A 26,073-nucleotide genomic window follows, 5' to 3' on the forward strand; every position below is an offset into this window, starting at 1 on the left:
GATAGCTCCATCCATCTGCGCCGCGCCGGTGATCATGTTCTTAACATAATCGGCATGCCCCGGGCAGTCTACATGGGCATAATGACGTTTATCTGTTTCGTATTCAACGTGTGCCGTATTGATTGTAATACCGCGTTCACGTTCTTCCGGTGCTTTGTCGATATCTGCATAATCTTCAAATTTAGCGTAGCCCTTTTTGGACAATACTTTTGTGATTGCTGCTGTCAACGTTGTTTTACCATGATCGACATGACCAATGGTACCAATGTTAACATGCGGTTTGGTTCTTTCGTAATGTTCTTTTGCCATGTTATTCATTTCCTCCTTTAGGAAAAAATCTGTTTATATCTTGTATTCTATCACACAATGTAGATTTATGCTCTAACAAAAGAGAAAAATATATCATTGCATATAGAAATAACCTCGCAAAACGAGGTTATAAATGTGGTGGCGGCTCGGAGATTCGAACTCTGGACACTGCGGGTATGAACCGCATGCTCTAGCCAACTGAGCTAAGCCGCCATGTGTGGAGCTATTGACCGGGATTGAACCGGTGACCTTATCCTTACCAAGGATACGCTCTACCGACTGAGCTACAACAGCCTATTACCGTTCAAAGCATCGTTATAAAGTTATATGGACTTTTCATGCTTTTAATTACAAGAAAAAATTTGGTAGCGGGGGCAGGACTTGAACCTACGACCTTCGGGTTATGAGCCCGACGAGCTACCAACTGCTCCACCCCGCGACAATAGTGGTGGTGGGGGAAGGATTCGAACCTTCGAAGGCAATAGCCGGCAGATTTACAGTCTGCTCCCTTTAGCCACTCGGGAACCCCACCACAATGTTTGGAGCCGACGATAGGACTTGAACCTACAACCTACTGATTACAAGTCAGTTGCTCTACCAATTGAGCTACGTCGGCCTACTCAACAGAACGTAGTTAATTATACTAGATAATCTTCATTCTGTCAATACTTTTTTCAACGTTTTCAAAGTCAACAGTCATATAATCATCCTCTAAAACCGCCGACTTGATTAGTATACTATATTCCCCATGAAAATGCAAGAACACATTTACATTTTTTTCTTGGTTCTGCCTCTTTTTTAATGCTATAATAAGCGCAGAGTGTTATCTTTTCAAAGGAGCTTCTATGAACAGTTATGACATAAAAAAATTCGCAGCATCGCTGGGCTTGAAGTGTACCGGTATCGCCCCTGCTGATCTGAAGGGTCCTGCGGAAGAAGCAGATATCTGTCCTCTTGCTGCCGGCGAAGGGCAGGATCGCTATGCGCCAGAACGACTTCTACCGGGATGTCGGTCTGTTATCGTTATTTTATTTCCTTATTATGTATCTGAAGACACTGCCGCCAATCTGGCAATGTATTGCCGCTGCCCGGATTATCATCTTGTCATCCGCACATATTTGCATCGCATAGAATCCTTTCTGCAGGAGCTGTGTCCCGAAAGCCGCCAGTACAGTATTATCGATACTTCTCCGCTGGCAGATCGCTGGCTGGCCTATAAGGCCGGCCTGGGATTTTTCGGCGATAACCATTGCTTTATCAATGTTACATATGGATCGTACTGCTTCATCGGCAGTATCCTGACTACGCTCCGGTTAGAACCGGATCTGCCTTTGGAAAAAGAGTGTCTTCACTGCGGTGCCTGTAAAACGGCTTGTCCCGGTCACTGTTTCACTTCTGCTTCCGGCTACGACTATCGATTCTGCAAATCTTTTCTAACACAAAAAAAAGGCAGCTTAACGCCGCCCGAAATTACAGTGCTACAAAAAACGCCTCTTATATTCGGTTGTGATGAATGTCAGCAGGTCTGCCCCCATAACGCAAACATTGCCGACACACCTCTTCCTGAATTCCGTCAGGACCGCCTGTCTCTCCTGCACCGCTCGGATATTGCAGATATGTCAAATCGCCAATTTCAAACAGCTTACAGCAGACGGGCCTTTGCCTGGCGAGGAAAAAAACTGCTTCTGCGAAATCTGGATTACATCAGCAAAACCGCATCAGAAACCTTCGAAGACTGAAGCAATAGATACAGCCACATATACGAACAAAATCACGATAACACCAATAAATAATACAGCCGGAAGAATAATTGCCGCAATGCACCTCCCTGTACTCAAGCCATAATTAGATCTGACGGCCATGACCGCCAGTGCAAACGACCAAATCATTACCGCAAATGAAATCAAATAAACTAGCTGCGCCGGAAGAATAAAAACAAAACTCTCTGCCAAAGTCGCCAAATTAGCAGGAATATCAGCAAAGCAAAGTCCGGAAGCTATTCCTTTGAGCGATCCTTCGCCGCCCAGCATGCGGGAAGTACCGTGTAAAAATAAAATGCGGAAAAGAAAAAAGAGCGCTGCGCCGCCATAAAGGGCAATAAGTGTCAGCATGGATGCCTTTTCCCATTGCGAAAAGACGGAGATAACAGATAACAAAATCGTACCTGCCCAAATGATAAGACCTTCGCATAGCTGCTGTTTTTCTGTAATGGCAGCTATGTTTTTTTGAGGTTCTGTCACAACACCATATGCCAAAACCAGAGCATCTTCTATATGCTGTTTCAATGCTGCCACCCCCTCTTCATCAGCAGCAACGGCAGCGGGATATTATTTTCCGCCCCATATGCCGACTGGATAAAACGAAATACCGACAGATCTCCCTTTAAAAGCTGCTGCCAAGATACCGGCTCGGTATACGCCACCGTAGGCACTTTATCCGGATCTGCATCAATCAGTTTTCCAGCATAGGCCAGGGCATCATAATAATTTCCCATTGCATCCACAAGGCCCGCCTTCTGGGCTTGTTCGCCGGTAAACACCCGTCCATCTGCTAAGGCTCGCACAGCAGGCTCTTCCATATGACGTTCTTTAGCAACAACCGCAACAAATTGATTATACATATCATTGACCATCGTCTGTGTAATCTGCCGTTCCTCCGGAGTCATAGGCCGGAATGGTGAAAAAATATCCTTATGCGCACCTGATTTTATTTTTTCTTCCGATACGCCCAACTTCTGACTCAGTCCCTGTAAATCATAATACGAAATATATACGCCGATACTGCCTGTAATCGTAGACGGATTGGCAAATACTTTATCGCCATATGCCGCCAGCCAGTACGCTCCCGATGCGGCTGTATCTCCCATCGAAACAATAACCGGTTTTCCCGCATCCTTCAGACGCTGCAGTTCCTGTGCCGCCTCCTGTGTGGCCGCCGCACTGCCGCCGGGACTATCGATCCGCAGCAATACGGCTTTGACGCTGTCATCTTTACGGGCCTTACGAAACTGCCTCATCAGTTCGCCTGATGTGGTACCCGATGAACCGCCCAAACTTACCGGATCACTATTGCCGCCAACAATGGGACCCGTGACTCGGATAACGGCCACACGCCGTTCCTGATGAAACGACATCACTACAGGTGACCGGGAAGCAAACCCGGCAGCCGCTACTAAAGCAAACAGCAGCACGGTCACTATTGCAGCAACACGCATTTTCTTTACTCTATCCATTGCATTCTCCCCTCATATAAAAAGAAGGGAAGAAAAACCGACAGCACCTTGCAGCCGTACTGCCTGTTTTTCATCCCCCATAGTTACGAATGATCGTCATGCGTAGTATCAAGATTAAGGAATAATGTATACTCGCCCTTGAAATACAGCTTGACCGCACCGACAGGACCATTTCGATGCTTAGCCAATATGACTTCTGTAATATGCTGATTTTCTGTTTCTTTGTCATAATAATCTTCACGATATAAAAAAGAAACGATATCGGCATCCTGTTCCAATGCGCCTGATTCCCTCAGATCGCTAAGCATCGGCCGTTTATCCTGCCGGCTTTCAACACTGCGGCTCAACTGCGACAGCGCAATAAGAGGTACTTTTAATTCCCGCGCCAGGGCTTTTAAAGAACGGGAAATTTCAGAAATTTCCTGTTGCCGGCTTTCTGAGTTACGCCCCTGCATCAGCTGCAGATAATCGATAACAATCAGATCCAGACCGTGCTCTGATTTGAGCCGCCGCGCTTTAGAACGCATTTCTGCAACAGAAATCCCCGGCGTATCATCAATATAAATCGGTGACTGATATAGCTTGTCACACGCATCTGTCAACTTAGTCCATTCTTCATCACTATTAAGCTGTCCGGTACGCAGTTTCTGCGAATCAATATGGGAAATTTGGCACAGCAACCGCTGCACCAACTGTTCCTGCGACATTTCCAATGAAAAAAAGGCTACCGTTTTACGTTGCCGCACCCCCACATTTTGAGCAATATTCAGTGTGAAGGCCGTTTTCCCCATACTGGGGCGGGCGGCAACAAGAATCAGATCCGACGGCTGCAAGCCCGATGTCAGCCTGTCCAAATCCCGAAAGCCGGTGGGCAGACCCGTTAGCCCCGCTTTATTTTCATATAATTTAGTGATTTTATCTAAAGTAGCTTCGACAACAACGCCCACTGGGGCAAAATCACCACGGTTTTTATTTTCCGACAGTTGGAGGATTTTACGTTCTGCATCATCCAGCAGATCCTCCGGCTCTCGCTCGCCCTCATAAGCCTCTGTCGTCAAGTCGGTACACGTCGTAATAATGCTACGAGCCAATGCCTTTTCAGAAACAATATTCGCATGATATTCGATATTAGCCGCAGTTGCCACCAAATTCGGGAGACTGAGAATATATTCCAGACCGCCTACGTCATCCAGCTTCTTCATCCGCCGTAATTCTTCCGGCAGCGTAATAACATCTATCTCTTTATTTTCTCGATGGAGATTTTCCATTGCTTCAAAAATCGTTCGATGCACTTCCCGGTAAAAATCGTTGGGCTGCAGTTTTTCCATTGCGGCAATAACAGCATTATGTTCGAGCATCATTGCACCCAAAACAGCCTGCTCTGCCTCTACATTTTGCGGTGGAATACGTTGTTCCATAATACACACTCCCTATTTCACCAGCATAATATCCAGTACATCCTGAATCATTTTCACACTGTGAATACGCAGCTGCAAATGATGAGCCGGAATATCCTGTTCATTTTCCTTGGGAATAATAATCCCTTGCATACCGGCCTGACGGGCTCCGTACGCTTTTTCAAATACCCCGCCAACAGGCTTGACCTGTCCCTGTACAGATATTTCACCTGTCAACGCCATATCTTGACGAACCGGAATTTGCATGACTGCTGATATCAAAGCAGTCGTAATAGCACAGCCTGCTGACGGACCGTCGATATTCCCGCCGCCGACAAAATTGACGTTGACGTCGTAATCCGATAGTTCCTTTCCCGTTACGCTGCGGACCACCGCCGCCGCGTTAAACATAGAGTCCTTCGCCATGGAGCCAGCCGTATCATTAAAGCGGTAATACCCTTTTCCAGGCGTGCGGGCCGGGAATGCCACGGCCTCTATTTCAATGGCCGAGCCCAAATATCCGGATACGCCAAGTCCAAAGACCTTGCCAATTGCCGGCATGTTAGATGCTTTATTTGTCATATACGGCACCAGACGACTGATCTGAGCAACACGGTAGACATGATTCCGTGTAATTTCCAAATGCCGCCTGGTCCCCGCTTGGTATACGGCCAGTCCATATGTATCTGCCAAAATATTAACAGCCTTGCGTCCCTCAATTGTAAACTCACTGATGAGCTCAGAAACACCCTCTGCCAGAGACACTTCCAGCTCCAGTGCCGCATTTTTTACAATCTGCTGAATGTCATCCGGTACCAGCGGTTCAAAAAATATTTCCGCGCAGCGTGACCGAATAGCTGGATTAATTTCCGATGGATTCCGCGTCGTAGCCCCGATAAGGACAAAATCTGCCGGTGCCCCTTCCGCAAACAGTTTACGGATATACTTTGGTACATTCGGATCGTCCTCATCATAATAGGCCGATTCAAATTTTACTTTTTTATCTTCCAGAACCTTCAGCAGCTTATTAAGAAGCATGGGATCCATTTCGCCGATTTCATCAATAAAAAGAATGCCCCCATGCGCTTCCGTCACCAAGCCCGGTTTCGGCTCTGGAATCCCCGTATCTGCCAGATCTCGGCGTGCCCCTTGATAAATCGGATCATGTACAGAACCGATAAGCGGATTGGTCATGTCTCGGGCATCCCACCGCAAGGTCGTCCCATCCGTTTCCACAAAAGGCGCATTCGCGCCAAACGGGGTAAACGGCAGCTGCTTTGCTTCATTTAAAACAATACGGGCAGCTGTAGTTTTACCTACACCAGGCGGACCATAGAGCAGCAAATGCTGCGGATATACGGAAGCCAGCTTGCTCTGCATCGCCTCTACAGCTCGTTCCTGCCCAACAACGGCCCCCAGCGTCTTAGGCCGAACCCGTTCCATAATAGACTCGTTCAACTGTACCGCATCGAGCTTCTCCAAGTCCTCCAGTTTGCGCCGTGTCTGTGGTGTCTCCACATCATGCAGTTCTTCCTTAATAAGCTGTATTTTGATTTCCTGAACATATTCTTGTTGTTTTTCTTCCATGCGCTGGGTGATTTTTTTCTCCAAACGCTCTTCCACAGCCTGACGAGCCAACATTTCTGCCAAAACCATTTCCAGCTCATTCAAAACATCAACAACCTCTTCGTCTTTGGGTATCCGGTCATACGAAGCATCCTCGTAAATAAGGCGCTGCAGCCCTACAAGACGATGCCGCGGATCCTCAGAATGAACAAAAGACAAGGCTGAATATTTACTGGCACGCAATACCATTTTTTCTGACCCTATCAAGCCGGTAAAGGCGCCATAAAGTACGTTGACTTGACGGCGCAGTTCCTCCTCAGCAGTCGGTTCCAGATATTTATGGCGCTGCAGCAATTTATCAAGTAATTCCTTCATAGCTTCCCCTCACAGTTTAGCCTTCTACAACGTGTACCGTGATCACACTCGTAATCGTCGGATGAACGCGAACGACAACATCATAGGTTCCCAGCGATTTGATAGGTTCCTTAATTTCCACTTTCTTTTTATCCAAATCAATATCGTACTGTGCCTTAGCGGCTTCGCTGATATTTTTCCCCGTAATAGCTCCGAATACTTTGCCGCCTTCTCCTACTTTGACAGAAATTGTCAACTCCACTTTTTTCAGCTGGCTGGCTAAAATAACGGCTTCATCAGATGCTACCTGCGCTTTATGCTGAGCGGCAGCCTTTTTTTGCTTTGCATCATTAATATTTTCAGTAGTACCTGGTGCCGCTAATTTGCGGGGCAGCAGGTAATTCCGGCCATAGCCTTCGGAAACTTCTACAATTTCACCCTTTTTACCTAATTTTTTGACATCTTGCAAGAGTATAACATTCATTCTTTTTCAATCTCCTTATCTTTATCTAATACATCATGAAGCGCAGCCATCACATCATTTTTGGCCTCCGCCAGAGACCGATCCTTTAGCTGTACCCCGGCAACAGTACGATGCCCGCCGCCGCCCAGCGCCTCCATCACCAGCTGCACATTGATTTCACCTCTGGAACGAGCACTGATACCAATATAATTATCCGCCAGTTCATAAAAAGTAAAACTGGCCTCTACATTATCGATGTTGACAAGAATATCCGCTATCTGAGCTGCCACAATAGTCGAATTTTTAATTTCCCTTGGGCAGATGGCCGTAGCAATGCCATCCTTAATCTGTGCCTCTGATAAAATGCTTGCCCGATTCTTTATCGTGTTGAAATCTGAACTGAATAATTCTCTCACAATTTCCGGATCAGCACCGCACCGCCGCAGATACGAGGCCGCATCAAAGGTCCGCACCCCAGTCTGCACGGCAAAATTTTTCGTGTCCACAATGATACCGGCATAGAGCGCCGTCGCCTCTATTTTTTCTAACTCTACATCTTCCTGATAATATTGCAGAAGCTCTGTTACCAATTCACAAGTAGACGAGCTGGACGCCTCTGTGTACGTCAGAAGAGGTTTTTTTATAAAATCAGAGCTGCGGCGGTGATGATCGATGACAACACGCCGTTCGGTCTTATCGAGCAACGCCGGAGCCACAGTCATATCCGGCCGGTGAGTATCAACGATAAACAGAAGTGTCTGATTATTGCAGATCGCATCTGCCGCTTCCGCGGTAATAAATAAATCTTTGAAAATAGGATAATCGAGAATCTGATCTTCCAATCGCTGTATAGCATCAGTCTGTTCGCTGATAACGATGTGTACCGTCTTACCAGCCAGACGCGCCATATGCGCTACGCCGACCGCAGCCCCAATGCTGTCATAATCCTCACGTTCATGTCCCATAACAAGAACAAGATCACTGGCATCAATAAGTTCTCGAATAGCCTGTGCAACAACACGGGCCCGAACACGGGTATTTTTTTCCACAGATCGGGTTTTGCCGCCATAAAAATGAGGGGAACCATCTTCTTCAAAAACAACTGCCTGATCACCGCCGCGGCCCAGTGCTAAATCCAGTCCTGCCCGGGCCTTATCGGCCAATTCATTAAAATTAGAAAGTCCTTTGGCTACAATATCCTCCGGCAGTGTCGCCACCCCCATACTGATCGTTACAGGAATCCGGTTTACCGTATGAATAGAACGTATTTTTTCCAAAAAGGAGAAATTATCATCCTTCAGAGCGTTTAATGCTTTACGGCTCAGGCAGGCAAAATACTTTTCATTCCCATACGCCCGCACAAAACAGTCCCGTGCCGTCAGCTCACCAACCAGACAATTATTGACGTTAGTCCACAGGGTTGTCTGCTGTACTGCCGACATTCCCTTGGCAACTTCTTCCATATTGTCTATTTCAATATCACAGAACACGGGCACTGCCGCCAAGCAGTTCATTTTCTGCGTTTCTGTTTCTGTAATATCTTCAAAATACAAAATCAGATAATTATCATCCTCAGCGGCTTCTGTCTGCAAATATTTATAGACGACGCGATAGTAGCGGCTGCCAATATGTTCAAAAAAATAGCCAAATTTTCCCCAAAATTTATCAATATTAAGATTGGGCATGATATGATCCAGCTTTTGATCATTATCAATATCTCCAACCCAGTCACGAAACACACTGTTGGCCCAGCACAGACTGGACTCCATATCAATGATTGCGATTCCGATTGGCAGATTTTGAACAGCATAGGTAGATGCCTGATCCACACTGCGGGAAATCGCGTCAAAAAACTGACTAATCTCCTTATTTCGTTCATCATGATTCTTACGAGTCAGGACATAGGCCCCGCTGAGTAAAATAAGGGCCAGTAATGCAATGACCCAGTTATATGCGGCAATGATAACCAGCAGCAAAACAGCAATGAGAAAAAAGGGCTCCTCACTCCGTCTTGACAGCAATTTTTTAAACATCTTTCCGCCTCCCGCGCATTACGGCATACCTTGCTTTTTACGATAATTTACAAGCATGTCAATAATTCCAATAATAAATGCTAAATAGGAAAAAACCGGCAAGACAAAAAACATCACTAAAAGCAGTGCTTGTACCCCCGTACCAATCTTAAAACGGCGGTCCAAAAAATAAAATGCAAAGGCAATCCCCTGAATACATATAAAAAAGAAAGCCATTTGATTCAAGTTAATGCCAATAATATTGAGCCACTGAATATCCCGTGTCGTTCCCCAATATTTCATGACGATTGCCAATATGTATAAGTATATCATACTACGTGATATTTCCCAATAACGGATAGGTAAAAAGGGACGTACGGAAAAACCCAGCCGAATCAGCATTACCTGAGAGACTTTGATATTGATATAAGCAATAACTGCTGCTGCAAGGCACACCACCATCGGCATCAGCACCGGCAGCATTTGACGAACCTGTTCCAGCTGTACGTTGGCCTCCGCCAGCTGAATTTCTGACATACCGCTGTTTTTATATTGTGCAAGCATATTGTCCACAACCATATTAAAGGTGTTTCCCAGCGTCGTGATAACGTTGATATCCATGACAGCATACACTAGTCCTATCAAAACAATCGCCGTGCCGATCAGTGCCGCAGTGACCCCCAACAGCATACGTACCGGCGGCCATTCATGACGGAAACCCGCGCCCACGGCGATGCCTACGGAGCCAAAGGTAAGCAGTTGAATAACCGCGGTCAGAGGGTCAATAAATATTCCCATCAGTATGCCTGCCGTAATGCCAAGCAGCAGTGCCTGGCGAATGCCGTATTTCATGTACGTAACAGATATCGGAATCGGCATAATAAAATATCCAATAAATGAAAAGATCGGCACATACGTACTGAGAAGTGCTAAAATCAGCATAACAGCAGCAAAACAGCCAGCTGTCGTAAGTGGCGTGGCCCGTTTCTGCTCCATAAAATTCCTCCTTCTATAAAAACAAGGTGCAGAAAAGATTCTACACCATAAACAGCGGAGGTATAATACCTCCGCTGTCACCATGTATACGGTTTGATTATACTTCCATAATAATCGGCAGGATCATGGGCCGGCGCCGTGTTTTTTCATACAAATAACGACTCAGCGTATCCCGCACCTGTGATTTAATCACAGCCCATTCGCGTATATTACCAGCCTCGCACCGCTCCAAAACGGCAGCGACCCGGTCATGGGCTTCGTTGATCAAAGCCTCCGAATCCCGGACATATACAAATCCCCGAGACACAATATCCGGACCTGCCAGAGGATGACTTGTCCCTTTTGCCAAGGTCATAACAACGATGACAACACCTTCCATTGCCAACTGCTGGCGATCACGGATAACGATATTTCCCACATCGCCGACGCCAAGACCATCAACAAAGACGCGTCCTGCATTCACATGCCCGGTCTTATGCCCGGTACGATTGGAAAACTCAAAAATCTGACCATTGTCACCAATCAGTACATGATCCTTTTCAACCCCCATCATGACGGCCAGTTCACCATGCTGCTTCAGCATGCGATATTCACCATGAACAGGAATAAAATACTTTGGCCGGATCAAATCCAGCATCAACTTTAATTCTTCCTGGCTGGCATGACCGGAAACATGGATTTTTTTATCCCGTCCGGCAATAACATCAGCGCCCAGCCTCATCAAATTATCGATTGTCCGTCCCACACCGGTTTCGTTCCCCGGGATTGGTGTGGCCGAAATAATGACTGTATCACCCGGCATAATGCTGACGCTGCGGTGATTATTCGCAGCCATGCGAGACAATCCAGCCATAGGTTCCCCCTGACTTCCTGTCGTCAGAATCAGCACCTGATCTGCCGGATACCGATTGAGTTCATCCGGTTCGATAAGTACGCCCTCGGGCACATCCAGATATCCCAATTCCATCGCAATCTGCACATTATTGACCATACTCCGGCCTAATACGGTTACCTTTCGTTTAAACTGCACGGCCGTATTGATAGCCTGCTGAATACGAGATACGTTCGATGCGAAAGTCGCCAGAATAATACGCCCCGGAGCAGCGCGGAAAGCCTTACGGAAGGCATGACCCACAGTCATTTCCGATTCCGTATATCCTGGGCGTTCAGCATTTGTACTGTCCGACATAAGAAGCAGTACGCCACGGCGTCCCAGTTCTGCAAATTTATGGATATCCATCAGCAATCCGTCCACGGGGGTCAAATCCATTTTGAAGTCACCCGTGTGAACGATCGTTCCCACCGGTGTTTTAAAATACAGTGCGCTGGCATCGGGAATAGAGTGATTCGTGTGAATAAATCCCACCTTCATGCAGCCGATCTGTACTTCATCTCCATGATGCACTTCATTCAGTTTGTAATTTGTAATATGATTTTCCTTCAGTTTTCCTTCAATAAGGCCGCATACCAGCTTAGTCGCGTATACGGGCACATTTACTTCGTTAAGCAAATATGCCAAGCCTCCAATATGATCCTCATGACCATGTGTAATAACAACAGCCCGCACTTTATCCCTGTTTTCGATCAAGTAGCTCATGTCAGGGATGACAAGGTCAATGCCAAACATATCGTCGTCTGGGAATGCCAAGCCGGCATCAATGACGATAATATCATTGCCATATTGAATGACCGTCATATTTTTGCCGATTTCTCCCAGCCCGCCTAAAGGAATGACCATAAGTTTTTCCTTCTTAGCCAAGTTTTTTACCTCCTAATAAATTATATTTATCCGTTCAACTGCCAGCATCACTTTACACCTAAAGCTGCTCTGCAGATTCATCCTCTGTGTCCAGGCACACATCGTTCCTGCCGGGTCATCTCCTACTGCATGCCTGTTTTTCAAGATATAACGAACAATAATGGTTTTACCCTTCTACCATATTTTCCGTTATTTCGTTTCTTCTGTCAATAACATGCATGTACTTTTCTGTCAATTCATCAAAAAATTAACTTAAATTTTACGTTTTTATAGCATTTCCGGAATAATCAAAACGCGGCAGTAACCTGCAGGCGTTACGTTCCCGCAGATCCTGCCGCCCTGTATTTCGTCAACGCGTTTCAGCGCTTTGCCTTTTCCTTGACCGATACAGCCTGTTTTTTAATCGATTGGGGGACTGTCAGGGCAGTGCCTTCCGGCAGGGCAGTACAATCGACCGTCATATCAATTTCGCTGAACTGAATAAATTGTTTTACAATCGCCTTGTTAGCCTCTGTCGTTTGATACTGATCCAGCAACGACATTGCGATGCTGCGCATCTGCGGTGTCAGCGACACACGAACACGAGAAATACGGTTTGACACCGGATCAACGGTAACTACGGCAGATATATCGCCTGACTGCTGCAGGGACTGCAACACCTGGGTAATCATATCAATTTGTTCCGGCGTACAGCCAGCCTTTTTCAAATTTGCTTTATCTGTATCCTGATACAGTTTTTTTGCATCATAGACGACAGTATATGCATTATCGCCGGCAGCTGCAATGGATTTGACACCCGCAAGAACATCATGATTCGCATTGAACTCCTGGGAAATCGGCGTGGTACTATTTAATTTCTGGCTGGTCTTTCTCCATTCCGTTTTTCCGTTTGATGTTTTTCCATAATATACATTCAATTTGTCACCATCCTGCTCGACATACGCCTGAGTCGGTTCCGTCGTTTTTCCAAGGCCGGTGATCGTCGTTTTACTATTTACTATGAACGGTTCCGCTTGCAGATCTACCGTATTGACAATATCAGCCGCCCCTATCATGGGCATCTGCATATTGATTCTGATTACATATTCTCCATCGGGATGGGCGGCCATCGTCTCTGCCGCCTCCTTGTATATATCAGCCGGAGAGGCCGCCAAACACATACTGCCGGCCATTACAGCAACAGCTGTGCAGATCGTGCGCTTCCAACGCCGCATAACATTCATATCACACCTCATCAGATCCTATTCCAGACCTGCTCTCTTATACAATTGATAGAAATGATGAATTGGGCCGTGGCCTTTACCGATCAGTTCGGCATGGTAAATACCTTCGAATACATATTTTTTAGCCGCACCGACAGCCTCCGATAAGCTCATGCCATTAGCCAAATTAGCAGCAATAGCACTTGACAAGGAACATCCCGTTCCGTGGGTGCTGTTGCTTTCCACTCGTTTCCCCTTAAAATAATGGAAGCCCCTGCCGTCATACAAAATATCTGTAGCATCCTCCATACGATGCCCACCTTTGACAAGCACCGCCTTGGCCCCCATATCAAAAATCCGTCTGGCTGCCGCCTCCATATCAGCAAAGCTGCGAATCGGCCGCCTTGTCAGCACCTCCGCCTCCGGCAGATTAGGCGTCAGCACATCCGCCAAAGGCAAAAGAATATCCCTTAATGTCTGTTCCGCTTCCGGAACCAGCAGCCGCTGACCGCTCGTTGCCACCATGACCGGATCAAGCACGACTACTGGCGGCTTGTACTGCTTTAATTTATCGGCAATGACACCAATCGTCGCCGGCACGCTGACCATTCCTATTTTCACGGCATCTACATTAATATCTTCAAAAACCGCATCAATCTGTGACGCAATAAGCTCCGGCGTAACATTCATATAGCCGCGGACACCCTGCGTATTTTGCGAAACAACAGCCGTAATAACGTTCAGGGCAAAGCAGCCGTGCGCACAAAAAGTCTTGCAATCCGCAGCTGCGCCGGCACCACCGGACGGATCCGTACCGGCAATGGATAACACATGTTTCATTTTCAAAAACCTCCTGAATCGTCTGTATTATTTCATGAACAGAGCTGCCTTCGGATGAAGATACAGCACCAGTGACGCACTTCCTTCATTGCCGCTATACGGATCATATTCAAAAAGAGCCATACTGCCTGTTTTAAAATCCACAGCCGTCCCAGTCCATTTGGCAGCCCACTGATCCAAATACGGAGAATGTCCGACAATACATACGATATCCGCCTTTTCCTTGCAGAGAACCTCTTCATATAACCCCTGCAGATTCCCTTCTGCTATTGCCGGATGAGTATGGAAGGTCTCAATATCCAAAGTCTGTTCCAAAAAAGCGGCAGTCTGGCAAGCCCGCACATAGGGACTTGCCCAAAGAGACGTTTTTCCTTCCGGCCACCATCGCAGCGCCAAGTCAGCCATCATCACCGATTGTTTTTTTCCCTTGGCCGTCAGTTCCCGATCCTGATCAGCTCGGCCTTCCTGAAAAGGTTCCGCCTTGCCGTGACGCATCAAACAAATATACATGAAGGTCCCCTCCTATTTCGCCAATCCCTATTCGGCAACATGTTCCAGCCCAACGGCAAGAAGAGTAAATACATGATTGTCGGCCAGCGAATAATATACTACCTTGCCATCTCTGCGAAATTGGACGAGACGGGCATTGCGCAGAATTCGCAGTTGATGGGACACAGCAGACTGACCCATCTGTATCTGATCTGCAATATCGCGGACACACAGCTCACCCTCCATAAGAGCGTGTAAAATACGCAAGCGCGTCGGATCACCGAGAACCTTAAAAATATCCGCCAATGGCTGAATATATTGCTGCGGCAGCGCCGATCCGTGACGGTACTGTTCTTCATTTTTATTTACCCGTCTCTGGTCCCGTTCCAATATCACTACGATCTCTCCTATCGATGAGTTTCAGTTTATAACATATCATATATTATATCATATATTCTCAAATATTCAGCACATATCCGGCAATCTTTTATCGAAAAACATCCACAGCTGCTGCAGCATTTTGAAACAACGTATCTATGGCATAAACAGCCTGTATTTCAGCACTCTATATATGCTATACTACTATATATGCTAAATAATAGTATAAACAGGATTATGAAAGGGAGTTGAGCATCATGAATGAAACGATCCAAACATTAGTTACCCGCCGCAGTATCCGTAAATATAAAAAAGAACAGATTGCCGACGGCGATTTAAGGCAAGTACTCGAAGCGGGTATATACGCACCAAGCGGTATGGGAAAGCAGCCGGTGACCATCGTCGTCATCCAGAATAGCAATACCATTGCCAAGCTGTCCGCTATGAATGCCAAAATCATGGGCACGGCCAGTGATCCACTGTATGGTGCTCCTACAGTCCTTGTTGTCCTGGCAGATATGAAAAAGTCAGCAAATGCCTGGTCGGACGGCTGCCTGGTCATGGGTAATCTGATGAATGCTGCCGCTTCTCTGGGCTTGGGTTCATGCTGGATTAACCGGGCCAAAGAAGAATTTTCTTCACCGGAAGGGCAAGGCCTGTTAAAAACGTGGGGGCTTCCGGTACATCTGACCGGCGTAGGCCACTGTATTCTGGGCTACGCTGACGAGCCGGCGCCGGCACCGGCACCTCGAAAAGAAAATTTCATCATATATGACCGTTAATTCACTGTGCACCAGTTACACACCGCATGGACTGCATCCTTTTCAATCCATGCGGTGTTTTTTATTGATACGAATTGATACTATACGATCGAGTCCCACTCCTCACCAAAAGATCCCGCATTCATAATCTGTCATATATATCTCTTGCCAAATATGACAAATCATATACTGTCCGCGGTTCATCCGTAATTCCATCAGCCATCATACAGCAAATATAAACACGCCGCGGGCTGTAAACAATACCGCAGTCGTGATATATTCCTTCCAGTTCTCCCGTCTTATGATCTACCCGAACCGAATGAGGGATTTGCGCCGGCAAAATAGCATTATCTTCCTGTTGAGACAAGATAGCCAGCATCGCCTGGCTTCGTTCCTCATCCACACAACGTCCGTCAGCCAGCAGCGTGAAAAACCGGCCCATATCAGAAACGGTAGTCATATTTTCTCGTCCCGCCCGGGCAGCTGCAAAATCCATCATTTTGCGGCGCAGTATGGTATGATCCATCCCCCATCGCAGGAACCCCTCATTGATGCGGTCAGCCCCAAGAATATCCATCAGCATGTTGGCACAGGTATTGTCACTTTCCACAATCATATGAAAGATCAAATCATACAAGGAAACCTTCCTATCCGGCGGCCCCCCATAGAAAGAACCGCCTTCGACAGGATCATATACAAGGAGCATGTCCTCAAACCGAATGCGTCCTTCTTTTTCCTGACGGAAAGCCTCTGCCATAATAGGGACCTTAATCAGGCTGGCCGACGGCATGGCTCGTTCATCATATATAAAAGGCCGGGCTTCATCCAAAGGCCGAACATACAAAGAAACATGGACGCTGCCGCGCACCCTTTCTCCCAATTTTTCCGTCAGCCAAGGTTCAGATATACACATCATCACGTTTTCTTTTCCTCCCCTGCCTTTACTTCCTGGCTGCCATGCATTGCTTTTTTACATTCCGGGCAATAGCCGTATAATTCCAAATTGTGCCCTACAATCTGAAAATCGGTTTCTCCCTCCAGCTTCTGTTCAAATACAGACAGCGGACAATGGGAAATTTCCACGATCCTATGACAACGCAGGCAAATAAGCCGGTGTGTATGTCCCAGAGACCGCAGCGCAAAACCATACTTTCTAGCATCCGGCAAAAAAGATTTTTCCACCAGCCCTTTTTCCGTAAACATTTCCAAAATACGGTATACAGTAGAAAAATTGATACAACAGTTTTCATCCGCCAATTTCCGGTATATATCCTCTGCAGTCAGTACGCCGTGATGATTGATCAGAATGCGCAGCACGTGATTACGAGGCCGCGTACTTTTCAAGCCATACTGATGAAGATATTCGCCATAATTGCCTGCTTCGTTTTTATGCCGCATCATGTCCTCTGCCCCCTTTATTCCGTATCGTCAGCACCGCCTCTTTATATGCGATAACCACCATCAGCATAACTACCGATGCAATCGCCGTAACACCGCCGGGAGCCGCATCAACCCAATATGAAATAACCAGGCCCAGAAGAATATCGAAAAAGCTGAAAAAAACAGCCAACTCCATTGTCCGGCGAAACCCCTTCTGCAGCTGCAGCGCCGTCGCAACGGGCAGGGCAATCAGCGAACTGATTACTAAAATACCAACAACCCGAATGGATACGGAAATCGTCGCTGCTACAAGAATCGAAAAAATGTAATTAATCAGACGGCTCCTGACACCGGCAATCCTGGCACCATCTTCATCAAAGGTCAGCATAACCAGCTGCGGGTACAGCAGCAGAATCGTACTGATAGATACAACACTGAGAACGGCAACAGACCATACATCCTCCTGGGATACCGTAAGAATACTGCCAAACAAAAACGATTCAACGTTCGTGTGGACCATACCGGCACTAATGATCGTAATCGCGATACCGACAGACAAAGACAAAATTACGACCAATATCAATTCAGCATATCGGCGGAAGGCATTACGCAGCATCTCGATGGCAATACCAAAAACCGAAGTCAGGCAAAACGCGCTGAGAATAGGATTGACATCCAGCAGCAGCCCCACAGCTACCCCTGCCAGAGAAGCATGAGACAGGGCATCACCAATCATAGAATAGCGGCGCAGAACCAAAAACATACCGATAAGCGGGCACACTAATGAGATAAGAATCGCCACAATAAAGGCATTCTGCATAAACGTATATTCAAACATCAGCCTCCCTCCCTATCGTATCCGACACATATTCACGAATATAATCTGCCGGCGAACAAAAATGACCGTGTCCACCGACAATATGAAACATCTTAGTGGAATTATGAATGGCAAATTTTAAATTATGCTCTACCGTCACAACCGTAATGTTTTTTTTCTGATTCAGCTGCCGGATAAACGGATACAATTCCATCTGACTCTTGACATCGATCCCCGTAGACGGTTCATCAAAAATCAATAAATCAGGATTTCCTATCAACGCCCGGGCAATCATCACCTTCTGGCACTGACCTCCCGACAAATTACCGATAAGACGGTCCTTCAAATCAGCTACCTTCATCTGCTCCAGACATTCCCAAATCAGTTTTTTATCTTTAATATGAAGTACCTTGCGGTAACAATTCAGCACTTCATATACGGTAATCGGAAATTGGCTGTTCAGCGTTTCAAAACGCTGCGGTACATACGCACAGTGATGAAAGGTATTCACAGCTTTGCCGCTGCTGGGAGATAACAGTCCGAGAATCAATTTAATGAGCGTGCTTTTGCCGCTGCCGTTTTCGCCTACGACAGAAATATAATCGCCGTTTTCAATAACCATATCCAGATCTTTCAGCAAATACGGCCCTCGCTCATATGCAAAATATATATGTTGTAATGAAATCATAACTTCCCCTTCCTTCTCATGCTGTACTTGTTTATTATATAGTTCCGAAACAGAAAACGCAAGTCGTTTGCATTTAGTTGACGTGTTCTCGGTTCCATGCTATGATAAATACCGAAATCGCAAATGCAAATTATTTGCATCAATAATCAAGGAGGTTCTTATATATGAAGAAATGGATAATGCTCACTGCCGCTACCTTATTGGCAGTTACTCTGCTGACCGCCTGCGGTACCGGCAAAACAGCCGAAACAACGGAGGCGCCTGCGGGAAAAGTAAAGGTAGCCGTCACGTTTGATGCCATGCGTGAATTTGTACAGGCCGTCGGCAAGGACAAAGTCGAAATCGTCAACATGATTCCTGACGGAACAGAACCGCATGAATTTGAACCAACGACAAAAACGCTGAAAGAACTGGGCAGTGCCCGTCTGTTAGTCTATAACGGTCTGGGGATGGAGCCATGGGTCGAAAAAGCGCTGCAGACCGTCGGGAACAAAAACCTGACAGCCATAGAAGCCTCCCAGGGAATTACACCAATTACGCTGACAGACGAAAACGAAATCAAAGAACACGGGCATTATGACCCGCATTGCTGGCTGAGTCTCGAAAATGCGCAAATTGAAGTGAATAACATTGCCGATGCGCTGGCCCAGACTGATCCTGGCAACGCCGAATTTTACAAAAAAAATGCCCAAGACTATACAAACCAACTGCAGCAGTTAGAAGACGAATATGCCGGTAAATTCCAAAAGCTGTCTAATAAACAATTCGTAACAGGACACGCTGCTTTTGCGTACTTATGCCGGGACCTGGGATTGCAGCAAAACAGCGTGGAGTCTGTATTTGCCGACGGTGAACCAAGTACGCAGCAAATGGCCCGTCTGACTGACTATTGCCGCCAGCACGGCGTAAAAACAATTTTTGTCGAAGACATGGTCAGCCCCAAGACCTCACAAACTTTGGCCAATGAAGTAGGCGCCACAGTAAAAAAGATTCATACAATAGAAACCAGCGAAGATGGTGCGTCATATATTGACCGAATGAAAGAAAATCTGGATGAAATTTATAACAGTATGCAATAATTCACCCTTGCGAGTATTTTGTATATATAAAAATGACCTGCTGCTGATAGGCACGCTACTAGTTCTTTCCTGCCTGCCGCTGCTGTCAGAATGGCAATCTTTTTTCCAAGATCCGGGGCAGGCGGAAATATGGGTTAATGGAAAATTACAGCGTACCGTGACTTTAACACCTGACTATCATGAAGAATTTTATGTACAGGGTATCCCTGGCTATGCCATCATCGAAATAGAAAACGGCAGGATCCGCCTTCGTGACGACAACTCGCCCCGGCAGATTGGGGTGCATATGGGCTGGATCAGTCAGCCTTATGAGCAAATTGTCAATATTCCTTATAAAATTCTGATCATCATAAAAGGAAAGGAACACCGCTCCGTTGATGCCGTCTCTCAATAATAGTCATAATGAAAAAGACCTTTCGAAAGCTCCATGCCCTCGAAAGGTCTTTTTCTATACTTTTCCAGCTTTTCTCTGCCGTTACGGCTCAGGTATAGCCGATGCATATCGCTGCAAATGCAGCGTACCAGCGACAAACGCATGCAGCTTCCATAAATACCCGCAAAGAGTTGACAACATCAACCGGATATAAAAATGCCGAAATGTGCTCTGTCCGCTTTCAAAAACAGCGACCCGATTGAGCGCGCCAACATCATCTCCATGAAATACCCGTCCGGCATTGACCGTAAAACCGCCGGTATACCCGGCAGCTTTGACAGCTGATTCCACACGATCATCATAGCTTCCCTCCGGATAAGCAATAAAATCGACGGTTTTGCCCAGATGATTTTCCAATTGTGTTTTAGACGCTGTGATTTCATACTGAATCTGCTGCGTATTAAGCGAAGACAGCGGTTTGTGAGATACCGTATGATCACCAAAGGAAATCCCCGCCGCAGACATCTTTTGGATATTATCCCATGACAAATACCGCGGCTTATCTACAAGTCCCGTAATAATAAAAATGGTTGCCGTCATATCATATTTTTTCAATATGGGCCACGCATGCACGTAGTTGTCAATATACCCATCATCAAAGGTAAGCATGACCGGCTTGTCGGGCAGCGGCGCGTCTTCCGTCAAATACGCCTTCAGCTGTGCCGGTGTAATCGTATGATATCCATTATCATGCAGATATTTCATCTGTGTATCAAAATCCGGTGTTGTCATCGTCAGCGATGTATGATACTGATCATTAACCTGATGATAATTCAATACGGGAACACCAGTCAATCGATACTGCTCCGAACCGCCATACCAATATAAAAACATAAAAGCTGCACAGGCAAGGATGCCTGCCAGCCCTTTCAACACGAAAAAAAGCCATCGTTTCATTATATACGTCTTCCTCTCTTTATAAAAAATATGCCGTTTTTTTACGCAATGCCTCCAGCTGTGAATAGTAGTTTTGTCCCGGGCACTCTGTCTGATTCAAATCCCGATGCCCTAAAACCGTACGACTATCCGGTTTAAGCCCATATTTCTGACACAAATACGCAATCAGATGAGATGCCGAATCTATCTGATTTTTAGTAGGAAATGATATATCAAAATCACCTGCAGAGCAAATACCTACTGAAGTCTGATTATATCCATAGCAGTGTGCCCCTATAGCATACAACGGACGGCCCTGCTCAATCATGCCATTTTTATGAATAAGAAAATGATATCCTATTCCCGCCCAGCCATTAGCCAAATGCCATTGGTGAATTTCTGCCGCAGATACATCCCGGTCAGTACCACCTACATGATGGACAATAATCAAATTCGTAATCTTACGGGGTATCAGTGTTTCTGTAAATTTTAAATTTGTCGGGACAATATGAGGCTCTGAAACGATAGTCTCATTAGAAGCTGCCCGCACTAACGTCGGGACAAGTGACGGCAGTACGGCCAGAGACCCTATCGCCAGCGCGGCTTTACATAAAAACTCTTTTCGACTCATTGCATTCATAATAATTCCTTTTCTATAGAATATAAAAAACAATTATCAATTTAAGTATTATAACACTATTGTATTGCCATTGTCCAACTCTTTAATTCAGCAAAAATCCATTTGCAATGTTCTTTGTTTTATTGCAAATAAACGGGTTTATAAAGCCATTTTTATTTTTATATGCTCATATTTTCATAGGAAAATAAGTTTGTTTTTTCTGTATGCAGCTCATGTTTTATTTAATAAATGCGTCTCATTTGCATATGCATTAGTTTGTGTACGCAAACTCCAAGAGATAAACGAACAGTCTTATCGTTATTTTGCCACTGCATCTGAAAAACATAGGCATATTCTCTGCTTGCAAACCAGACCATCCATTCCTATGATTCCGAATGCATGGCCTGGGTGTATCAAAACTATATTTTTAATATGCTTTCATCTTTTATAACCGTCTTTTATCAGTCATGCTTCATATGAAACCTTCTGACGTTTTTTCATCTTCCCCGCCTAACGCATGCTGCTGCATATATATTTTTTTATCCCAATCACCTCCGTCAGAGGGAATAAATTCATGAACCAAATACATTGGCTGTATTATACGATAATTTGTTTGACAGCATTCATTGTAACCGGCTGATGACAAGCTATTTTCATAAAATATCGCAATGCTTCCCGCATCGTTTTCAGAGGCATCTTGTTTATACACGAAAGCGCGTATTTCCCGGATATAGTGAACAACAGGCCCAAGCTGATACAGTGTCTGCAGAATATACGCAATACGTGCTTCTTCCGTAAGCTTTTGCGGCGTACTGCATAGTAAAATGACCTGTATCCAGCATAGATCCACAAGTTTGATGCTGCACCCGTTCCAACACGTATTCCGCGTTTTCCTGATTTTTTAAAGTAAGACCAGCCCACCACATATTCTCAAAAGGGATGAGCTGATCTTCTGGTATGTCCCTGCTGATGATATTAAAAAATCAGCAGCTGCCCGAATCACTTCCCGATCTGATTCGGCAAAACATCGATCCTATAATTCCCAAGGACGCATATGCGCAACAGGGAACACAAAATACGGTGTTCCTCCGGCAACAGCTGTATGAATAGTATCACGTGCTATTTCAATCCATCTGCCGCGGTCCGATGTACCAAATTTCTGAATACGTTTCTGCGTATCGGGAAAAAAACGGGATAGATTTTTATTGTTATTGCGCCAGAAATCAAGCTAACTTGGCCAGAACCGCAGATGCACTCCCTGAATATATTGCCGTGCCGGAAAAATTCCATCCCCTGGTGCGGCAAACATCATTTCCACGCCGTCTAATGCATGCTTTTGCAGGAGACAACCCAAATTATCGGTACAACCATTAGTAAATACTGCAAGTCGCCCGTCATATTGGATACATTAATCAATTCTTTCATAATCATAATACATACTTTACTCCTAATTGATAGTACCGCCCCGGCATCGGATAATCACCAACTGCATACCCCGTGTACGTTTCATATCGCTTGTTTGTAATATTGTTCATTTTAAAGTAAACTGTCGTATTTTTAGACGCATCATAGCTGACACCTCCGTTCCAGAGCACATACGAATTATTACTATATACGGTCGTATTCCGCCCTGTCCCCGCTGTCATCTGCAAATTCGCCTTCCATGCATTCTGAGCATAATAAACACCGACATGATACCCGTTAGGCTGTGCATTTTTAATATCAGTCATAAAACCCTGTCCAATTCCCGTATCTGTTTTTGTATTGATATATGAATATCCCACATCATAATTCCATGCTTTGTTTATCTGCTTTTGCAAAGTAATATCGATGCCGCTTTTCTTTTCACTATTGAGATTATACACATACCAATCATATGTTACCGGATCGTCAAACCAGCGAATAGCATTATATATTTTACTTTTAAACAGGCTGACGGAAATATTGGTTTTCGCGTCAAACCGGTGATTCATCCCTATGCTTTCCGAATACCCGGTTTCCGGCTTAAGATTTTCATTGCCATACATTCCATATCCATAGTCAGAATAATACACATTATAATATAAATCATCCGTTTGCGGAGCTGAAAATACACGGCCCCAAGACGCAAAAAAATTGGTGTTGTTATCGGCCTGATAATTCATGGCTATCTTAGGTGTTTTATGAAATCCGAATTGACTGTTGTTATCTAATCGAATTCCGGGAGTAACGGTCATTTTGCTGCTAATTGCAATAATATCCTCCAAATATGCCGCCTGATTAATCAATACCTTATTGCTATACCCACTGTCGGCATTAGAAGAATTACTTTTCCGCCATTCCAATCCGCCGGTCAAGGTTTGGTCATCTGTTATTTTCCATGTGTTTTGCGCATCGATCACTTGTGTCCGAGAAGAAAACCGTGTTGCTTCGTAGGTTGTCGTATAATTATTATAGTATCGTACGTAAGCCGGCGTATCTGTATTTTCTTTAAAATGATATGTAAAAGCCACGTTATTTGTCAGCCGCTGCAGCGCCAGAGGAGATGGATAGCTGACAGCTCCGGGAACGTTACCATCAAATGATTTATGATCATAGGCAGCATCCAGCGAACTTGCATGATTGATTTTCTGATTTACGCGCAGCGTCAGCGTATTATCACGAAAATCCGTATTATTTTGCTTCATAGTTCCGTTCACGCCATGATATTTCATATAATTTTGTTTACCATATCCAGTATCAATAAACCAGCTCGTCTTGTCATGACTGCCGGCATTGGTCAAATTATACTGTTGTGTGCCCCAGCTTCCCGTATTGACCTCAAAAGCAGATTGATTTTCTATTCTTTTTTTCGTAATAATATTAATAACCCCACCTACGGCATCGCTTCCATAGAGGGCCGATCCATTTCCTCTGACAATTTCAATATGATCAATCGCGCTTATAGGCGGCAGGACCTCTAAATTGACATTGGCCCGTCCCGAGCCTACACCCATATCGCTGTTCATCCGGCGTCCGTCAACGAGCACAACAACCCGGTCATCACCATTAATGCGAAATAAATCCAACGCTCCAGGCGTAAAATTGACAATAGTGACTCCAGTCACATGCTGCAGAGCTTCGCTTAGGCTGCTATAATGAACATCTTCAATTTGCCGACTCGTAATCACGGTTGTATCCGCAGGCGTTGCCATTTTTTTTGTCGGAATGCGGGCCGCTGTTACAATAATAGTATCCGCATCATCTGCGTCAGTTATATTTTCCGCCCCTATAGCTGCACTACCAGTTAAAGACAAACAAATACCTAATGTCATTATTTTATTCTTTGCATGTATCATAAAAAAAGTTCCCCTCCAATAATTTAAACACACATTGCTATAATTATCTGCATCATATCTTCTATAGGGAAGTCTCTCCGCATATTTTGGCTACTTCTGTTTATGGCGCAGCAAATACAAGAAATACGGCGTCCCCAACAGTGCCGTTACAATACCGACACGAATCTCCATCACCGGAAAAAGGACCCGCCCAAGTGTATCGCATAGGACTAGAAATATACCGCCTGCGACAGCGGCAGCTGGGATCAGATTCCGATGATCCGCGCCGACAATAAGCCGCATCATGTGCGGCACGGCCAACCCGACAAACCCAATATTACCACTGACACAGACACTAAATGCTGTCATCAGAGAAGCAATTGCCAGGAAAAGCAGACGGCAAAGAATAACGCGCATCCCCAAAGCACGAGCTTCTGTACCTCCCAGAATGAGAATATTCAAATGACGTGCCAGAAATACCGCAACAATGATTCCGGCAGTAATGGGGCCAACAGCCAGCTGCACGTGTTCCCACCGGCGATAGTCCAGTCCGCCAATCGTCCAGAAAAGATATTGATGCAGCTGTTGGTTCGTACTGATCATAAGAATGCCTGAAACCAAGGCACTGCACATCATGCCGACAACAATACCGGCCAAAAGCAGTGTCATTACCCGTACCTTACCATGCTTCCATGATAGCAGCAACGTAAGACCAACTGCCGCAACGGCACCTATCATGGCAAATGCCGGAATATATATAAAACCGGCAGCAGCTCCGCCACTGGAAATAGCAATAACGGCACCTAAAGAAGCTCCGCTTGACACGCCGAGAATTGCCGGATCAGCCAGCGGATTGATAAATACTGCCTGCATGATCGCACCGGATACAGCCAGACCGGCCCCGACAAGAAAGCCAACTAATGTACGAGGCATACGAATATCCCATAACACTGCTTGTTCTTCCACGGTAAGGGCACTACCGGAGCTATGAAAAATATCATGTATTACATGCGAGAATGGTATTGTATATTGTCCCACCGATAAAGAAATCAATACGGTCAACATACAAAACACAATAATGCCTATCCAAATAATCCAAAGATGTCGTTTATGATCCGTCATAACCG

At 45.5% G+C, this 26,073-nt stretch carries 26 protein-coding genes and 5 tRNA genes; 4 read left to right on the forward strand and 27 right to left on the reverse strand.

Translation table 11 applies throughout. From position 1 onward, the window contains the following. The 6 genes from AB840_RS11465 to AB840_RS11490 all read right to left on the reverse strand — a co-directional run. Positions 1–309: GTP-binding protein (locus AB840_RS11465; RefSeq protein WP_048514605.1), on the reverse strand; the 309-nt coding region annotated here is incomplete at its 3' end. 136 nt (positions 310–445) lie between these two features. Next, a tRNA-Met gene (locus AB840_RS11470) sits at positions 446–522 on the reverse strand. A 5-nt stretch (positions 523–527) separates the two neighbouring features. Next, positions 528–603: transfer RNA gene (locus AB840_RS11475), tRNA-Thr, on the reverse strand. Between the two features lie 69 nt (positions 604–672). After that, positions 673–748 (reverse strand) — tRNA-Met (locus AB840_RS11480). A 7-nt stretch (positions 749–755) separates the two neighbouring features. Further along, positions 756–841: transfer RNA gene (locus AB840_RS11485), tRNA-Tyr, on the reverse strand. Positions 842–849: 8 nt separating this feature from the next. Beyond that, positions 850–925: transfer RNA gene (locus AB840_RS11490), tRNA-Thr, on the reverse strand. Between the two features lie 229 nt (positions 926–1,154). Here AB840_RS11490 and AB840_RS11495 point away from each other — a divergent pair. Further along, entirely contained in the window at positions 1,155–2,048 is an 894-nt protein-coding gene (locus AB840_RS11495) for an epoxyqueuosine reductase (RefSeq protein ID WP_048514988.1), read from the forward strand. Here AB840_RS11495 and AB840_RS11500 read toward each other — a convergent pair. The 12 genes from AB840_RS11500 to AB840_RS11555 all read right to left on the reverse strand — a co-directional run bounded on the left by AB840_RS11500 (position 2,028) and on the right by AB840_RS11555 (position 14,949). After that, entirely contained in the window at positions 2,028–2,594 is a 567-nt protein-coding gene (locus tag AB840_RS11500; RefSeq protein ID WP_048514989.1) for a YIP1 family protein, read from the reverse strand. The two genes, AB840_RS11495 and AB840_RS11500, sit on opposite strands and share 21 nt — an antisense overlap. Then, on the reverse strand, positions 2,591–3,541 hold the full coding sequence (sppA, locus tag AB840_RS11505; RefSeq protein ID WP_048514990.1) for a signal peptide peptidase SppA: 951 nt from the start codon (positions 3,539–3,541) through the stop codon (positions 2,591–2,593). Before sppA ends, AB840_RS11500 begins: the two co-directional genes overlap by 4 nt. An 83-nt stretch (positions 3,542–3,624) precedes the next feature. Next, complete coding sequence (gene dnaB / locus AB840_RS11510; protein WP_048514991.1) at positions 3,625–4,959, reverse strand: replicative DNA helicase; 1,335 nt, start codon at positions 4,957–4,959, stop codon at positions 3,625–3,627. A 12-nt stretch (positions 4,960–4,971) separates the two neighbouring features. Beyond that, positions 4,972–6,879, reverse strand: coding sequence for a Lon family ATP-dependent protease (gene lonC, locus AB840_RS11515; RefSeq protein ID WP_048514992.1), 1,908 nt, complete (start codon positions 6,877–6,879; stop codon positions 4,972–4,974). Positions 6,880–6,895: 16 nt separating this feature from the next. Next, the gene (rplI, locus tag AB840_RS11520; protein ID WP_048514993.1) at positions 6,896–7,342 is read right to left on the reverse strand and encodes a 50S ribosomal protein L9; all 447 of its coding nucleotides are present in this window, start codon (positions 7,340–7,342) and stop codon (positions 6,896–6,898) included. Beyond that, entirely contained in the window at positions 7,339–9,354 is a 2,016-nt protein-coding gene (locus tag AB840_RS11525; RefSeq protein ID WP_048514994.1) for a DHH family phosphoesterase, read from the reverse strand. The genes rplI and AB840_RS11525 overlap by 4 nt, the downstream gene beginning before the upstream one ends. Before the next feature lie 18 nt (positions 9,355–9,372). After that, positions 9,373–10,329 carry a YybS family protein gene (locus AB840_RS11530; RefSeq protein ID WP_048514995.1) on the reverse strand — a complete coding sequence of 319 codons (957 nt, stop codon included), beginning with the start codon at positions 10,327–10,329 and terminating at the stop codon, positions 9,373–9,375. A gap of 97 nt (positions 10,330–10,426) precedes the next feature. Then, positions 10,427–12,088, reverse strand: coding sequence for a ribonuclease J (locus AB840_RS11535; RefSeq protein ID WP_048514996.1), 1,662 nt, complete (start codon positions 12,086–12,088; stop codon positions 10,427–10,429). 359 nt (positions 12,089–12,447) lie between these two features. Further along, on the reverse strand, positions 12,448–13,311 hold the full coding sequence (locus AB840_RS11540; RefSeq protein WP_048514997.1) for a hypothetical protein: 864 nt from the start codon (positions 13,309–13,311) through the stop codon (positions 12,448–12,450). Positions 13,312–13,329: 18 nt separating this feature from the next. Next, positions 13,330–14,130, reverse strand: a complete 801-nt coding sequence (thiD, locus tag AB840_RS11545; RefSeq protein ID WP_048514998.1) for a bifunctional hydroxymethylpyrimidine kinase/phosphomethylpyrimidine kinase — start codon at positions 14,128–14,130, stop codon at positions 13,330–13,332. A gap of 27 nt (positions 14,131–14,157) precedes the next feature. Then, positions 14,158–14,640, reverse strand: coding sequence for a SixA phosphatase family protein (locus AB840_RS11550; protein WP_234984869.1), 483 nt, complete (start codon positions 14,638–14,640; stop codon positions 14,158–14,160). Positions 14,641–14,667: 27 nt separating this feature from the next. Further along, complete coding sequence (locus AB840_RS11555) at positions 14,668–14,949, reverse strand: ArsR/SmtB family transcription factor (protein WP_048515010.1); 282 nt, start codon at positions 14,947–14,949, stop codon at positions 14,668–14,670. A gap of 305 nt (positions 14,950–15,254) precedes the next feature. On the opposite strand from AB840_RS11555, the gene AB840_RS11560 reads away from it, so the two are divergent. Then, positions 15,255–15,779: a nitroreductase family protein gene (locus AB840_RS11560; protein WP_048514999.1), complete on the forward strand. Its 525-nt coding sequence runs from the start codon at positions 15,255–15,257 to the stop codon at positions 15,777–15,779. A gap of 121 nt (positions 15,780–15,900) precedes the next feature. Here the strand turns inward: AB840_RS11560 and AB840_RS11565 are convergent, their stop codons facing one another. Genes AB840_RS11565 through AB840_RS11580 form a run of 4 tightly spaced genes read right to left on the reverse strand, consistent with a single transcriptional unit; the run spans position 15,901 to position 18,643 of the window. Further along, positions 15,901–16,674 (reverse strand): serine hydrolase, encoded by a 774-nt coding sequence (locus AB840_RS11565; RefSeq protein ID WP_048515000.1) that lies wholly within the window; start codon positions 16,672–16,674, stop codon positions 15,901–15,903. Then, positions 16,674–17,159: a Fur family transcriptional regulator gene (locus tag AB840_RS11570; protein ID WP_048515001.1), complete on the reverse strand. Its 486-nt coding sequence runs from the start codon at positions 17,157–17,159 to the stop codon at positions 16,674–16,676. Before AB840_RS11570 ends, AB840_RS11565 begins: the two co-directional genes overlap by 1 nt. Next, the gene (locus AB840_RS11575) at positions 17,146–17,976 is read right to left on the reverse strand and encodes a metal ABC transporter permease (RefSeq protein ID WP_048515002.1); all 831 of its coding nucleotides are present in this window, start codon (positions 17,974–17,976) and stop codon (positions 17,146–17,148) included. Before AB840_RS11575 ends, AB840_RS11570 begins: the two co-directional genes overlap by 14 nt. Further along, positions 17,969–18,643 carry a metal ABC transporter ATP-binding protein gene (locus AB840_RS11580; RefSeq protein ID WP_048515003.1) on the reverse strand — a complete coding sequence of 225 codons (675 nt, stop codon included), beginning with the start codon at positions 18,641–18,643 and terminating at the stop codon, positions 17,969–17,971. Before AB840_RS11580 ends, AB840_RS11575 begins: the two co-directional genes overlap by 8 nt. Positions 18,644–18,807: 164 nt before the next feature. Here AB840_RS11580 and AB840_RS11585 point away from each other — a divergent pair, with 164 nt between their 5' ends. Then, positions 18,808–19,722 carry a metal ABC transporter substrate-binding protein gene (locus AB840_RS11585; RefSeq protein ID WP_048515004.1) on the forward strand — a complete coding sequence of 305 codons (915 nt, stop codon included), beginning with the start codon at positions 18,808–18,810 and terminating at the stop codon, positions 19,720–19,722. Continuing rightward, on the forward strand, positions 19,697–20,116 hold the full coding sequence (locus tag AB840_RS11590; protein ID WP_048515005.1) for a NusG domain II-containing protein: 420 nt from the start codon (positions 19,697–19,699) through the stop codon (positions 20,114–20,116). Before AB840_RS11585 ends, AB840_RS11590 begins: the two co-directional genes overlap by 26 nt. A gap of 81 nt (positions 20,117–20,197) precedes the next feature. Here the strand turns inward: AB840_RS11590 and AB840_RS11595 are convergent, their stop codons facing one another. The 5 genes from AB840_RS11595 to AB840_RS11615 all read right to left on the reverse strand — a co-directional run. Continuing rightward, complete coding sequence (locus AB840_RS11595; RefSeq protein WP_048515006.1) at positions 20,198–21,052, reverse strand: polysaccharide deacetylase family protein; 855 nt, start codon at positions 21,050–21,052, stop codon at positions 20,198–20,200. 19 nt (positions 21,053–21,071) lie between these two features. Then, positions 21,072–21,671, reverse strand: coding sequence for an N-acetylmuramoyl-L-alanine amidase (locus AB840_RS11600; protein WP_200809919.1), 600 nt, complete (start codon positions 21,669–21,671; stop codon positions 21,072–21,074). 451 nt (positions 21,672–22,122) lie between these two features. Next, positions 22,123–22,500, reverse strand: coding sequence for a hypothetical protein (locus AB840_RS11605; RefSeq protein WP_048515007.1), 378 nt, complete (start codon positions 22,498–22,500; stop codon positions 22,123–22,125). A 577-nt stretch (positions 22,501–23,077) separates the two neighbouring features. After that, the gene (locus AB840_RS11610) at positions 23,078–24,967 is read right to left on the reverse strand and encodes a TonB-dependent receptor plug domain-containing protein (RefSeq protein WP_048515008.1); all 1,890 of its coding nucleotides are present in this window, start codon (positions 24,965–24,967) and stop codon (positions 23,078–23,080) included. Positions 24,968–25,057: 90 nt separating this feature from the next. Beyond that, positions 25,058–26,073 (reverse strand): FecCD family ABC transporter permease (locus AB840_RS11615; RefSeq protein ID WP_236684559.1); only part of this gene is annotated, 1,016 nt, incomplete at its 5' end.

Source organism: Megasphaera cerevisiae DSM 20462, from assembly GCF_001045675.1.
Lineage (GTDB): Bacteria > Bacillota > Negativicutes > Veillonellales > Megasphaeraceae > Megasphaera > Megasphaera cerevisiae.